Raw genomic sequence first — 2,534 nt, forward strand, 5'->3', positions numbered from 1 at the left:
CTAAGGCTGCTAACGGAAAATCGTTATGTTATGGATTTGATAGTGAGGGAAATAAAGTAAAAACATTGCCCCGTGGGTTTTATTTAAGGAGTAGTTTTACTGCGAAGATATTATCAAGCACTTCCACTTAACCCCAACTTTGACCCAGATAGTTCACTTAATCTGGGCTATGTTGTAAAATATCAGACTTTAAAAAAGTTTAACACCAGTTAATTCTGAGGTGATAATTTCAGGAAGTACCTCTTTTATATAGTCCAGCGGCGCTCTTATTTTTGCTCTTAGCATTTCTCTAAAATTGGTATTAGTTGCAAAATAGCGTATTGCTTTTTCTGATCCCTTCCACGTATTTAATGTTAACTCACCTTTTTCTATCTTTACTTGAAGCGCTTTAAGTTTATCTGAAGGTTGCTGGACGGGACAAAAAAAACGTGTATAGACTTTTTGGCCCACTCCCACTACTGCTGCTAATCCACTTTTAAGTTCATTTTCATCTTTAAACTTAGGCCATACACACATAAAATGTGTAGAACATAATGGCGCAAGCAATTCTATCATTCGCTGCATTTCCGGATGATCCAGGGTGTCATTATTATTTAAACCGGAGTAAATTTCTTTATTTTCTTTCAAACACCAATTATAAATTGTTTTCATTTCTTCTAAGTGATTATAAAAATCCGTGGTATTAAATTTCTGTAGAATATAACCGGCTGCACCAAAATAAAATAATGAAGTTAAAAGGTAATTAGCAAAATCTGGAATAGGTACTATACGTGCTATAACCAATGAAGAACTCCAGCTAAATAATCCAAGACTTAAGCCTTGGAATAAATACATTTGATTTGCAGCAAATTCGAAATTATCGATATATTCTTTTACTGCGACTACTTGCTCTGGATTGGTTATATTAAATGGTTGGGCTATCAAACTTTGTAGAGCGGCAATACGTTTTTTCTTGGCTTTTGCAATTTTCATCATTCCTGCGGAATTTAATTTACCCATAAAATGCTCCTTGGCTAAAAAATTAATTTTAAATAGTATTAGGTTAAGAGCTGTGTTGAATGTTAGAATTTCTTAACTTAAAAATGAAATACTATTTATCCTACCCGAAAAAGATAGATTAATGCCATTTTTTTTTAATTGTTAACATTAAGTATTAAAGAATAAGAACAAACTCGTAAAACTCAAACATGGACTGGTTTCTGTATAAATATAGATATTTAGTTGAAAATTTATTCGAAATAATCAAAAACTTCGAACTCTAGCTACAAGATTTGATAAGTTAAAGCGAAACCATGCATCTAGAGTTGCGCTTTTCTACTAAAGTATTGATTAATACGCCATGTTATTTTTAATAACTAAATGATAAAATTTTTTTATTTAAGTCAGTTATGTAATGCAGAAAGAAAAATTTAACCCGCCTAAAAAAACATTTTTTCAAATTGAAGAAACTTGGAAAGCTCTGCAAGGTTTTGATGCTAAAAATAAAATTAAATATATGCGTATCATTGCACATGATATCTTGGTAAGTTATGACAGAAATGCAATAACTGCTAAGCAATGGCTTAATAAAAGTACAACTAAGAATTATCGATTCATTAGAGCCTGTCTTAACCAACGAAGAAATTCAATTAGTTGATGATAGTAGTGAAACGTGTATTATTTATATTCCTTCAGGGAAAATAGTGTGTACCTCAGTCGGTATGTTCCATGACAATGATTGGAAATATCGCATTTCAACCAATATTGAGCCTGGAAATTATAAAATATGCGTCTATCAACTAGGCAATGTTTTAGATGTTATACTTTGTAAAACAAGAGATAAAGCCATGAATGATATAAAAAGCATTTATTGCTTTAATGAATATTAAAAACCAAATGTCAACAGACCTAGTAATTAATGAAGCTTCTCATACATGATAAATATTTAAATGGATTAACCACAAAAACTGTTTGACCATTACCTATTTCCAAGTCATAAGTTTTGTGCTGTTCTCATATTAATAAAAGGTTAATTTTTAAGCTTTGCCTTGCTATTAAAAAATTCGTCTTCGGGCTATTCCTATTCCGATATAAATTAGGATATACTCACATTGGGTTGTCATTATTCAATTATTGGAGAAATTATATGGATATAATGAATCTAATCATCAGTCTGGTTAGTGGATTAGTTGGTGGCAATGTTGCAGGTAATGTTGCTAAAAATCAAAACCTCGGAGCTTTAGGAAATTCTATCACCGGATTAATTGGTGGTCTTGGCGGTGGTTATATTGCCAAAGCAATGGATTTATTTCAGCAAGTACAAGGTTCAGGAATTGATATTGGAGCTCTATTAGGTAATGTAGGTAGTAGTGGTATCGGCGGCGCTGTCCTAATGCTTATCGCTGGCTTTATTAAAAAAGCCATGGCAAAATAAACTTTCCAATTACCCAATATAACCCGGGTTAGCAAAGTGAAACCCGGGAGTATATCAACTGTTCTTATTTGAAAAGGTTCTTTCTGGAAAAAACTGGGCGAAGCATTGTACACTTATAGAT

Annotated in this window: 3 protein-coding genes and 2 pseudogenes; 4 read left to right on the forward strand and 1 reads right to left on the reverse strand. The window is 32.2% G+C overall.

Annotation, left to right across the window (positions count from 1 at the left end; all coding sequences use genetic code 11):
• Positions 1 to 131, forward strand: a pseudogene (locus WA877_RS11035) (DNA mismatch repair endonuclease MutH); the annotation flags it as partial.
• 58 nt (positions 132 to 189) lie between these two features.
• Here WA877_RS11035 and WA877_RS11040 read toward each other — a convergent pair.
• Entirely contained in the window at positions 190 to 999 is an 810-nt protein-coding gene (locus tag WA877_RS11040) for a hypothetical protein (RefSeq protein ID WP_425170969.1), read from the reverse strand.
• A 179-nt stretch (positions 1,000 to 1,178) separates the two neighbouring features.
• Here WA877_RS11040 and WA877_RS11045 point away from each other — a divergent pair.
• The 3 genes and pseudogenes from WA877_RS11045 to WA877_RS11055 all read left to right on the forward strand — a co-directional run.
• Positions 1,179 to 1,321, forward strand: a pseudogene (locus WA877_RS11045) (IS5/IS1182 family transposase); the annotation flags it as partial.
• Positions 1,322 to 1,393: 72 nt separating this feature from the next.
• Positions 1,394 to 1,636, forward strand: coding sequence for a hypothetical protein (locus WA877_RS11050; RefSeq protein ID WP_425170970.1), 243 nt, complete (start codon positions 1,394 to 1,396; stop codon positions 1,634 to 1,636).
• A 489-nt stretch (positions 1,637 to 2,125) separates the two neighbouring features.
• A complete protein-coding gene (locus WA877_RS11055; RefSeq protein ID WP_425170971.1) occupies positions 2,126 to 2,413 on the forward strand; it encodes a hypothetical protein in 288 nt (95 codons plus the stop codon).
• Positions 2,414 to 2,534: the final 121 nt, after the last annotated feature.

This window comes from Legionella sp., from assembly GCF_049790535.1.
In the GTDB taxonomy this organism is placed as follows: Bacteria; Pseudomonadota; Gammaproteobacteria; order Legionellales; family Legionellaceae; genus Legionella.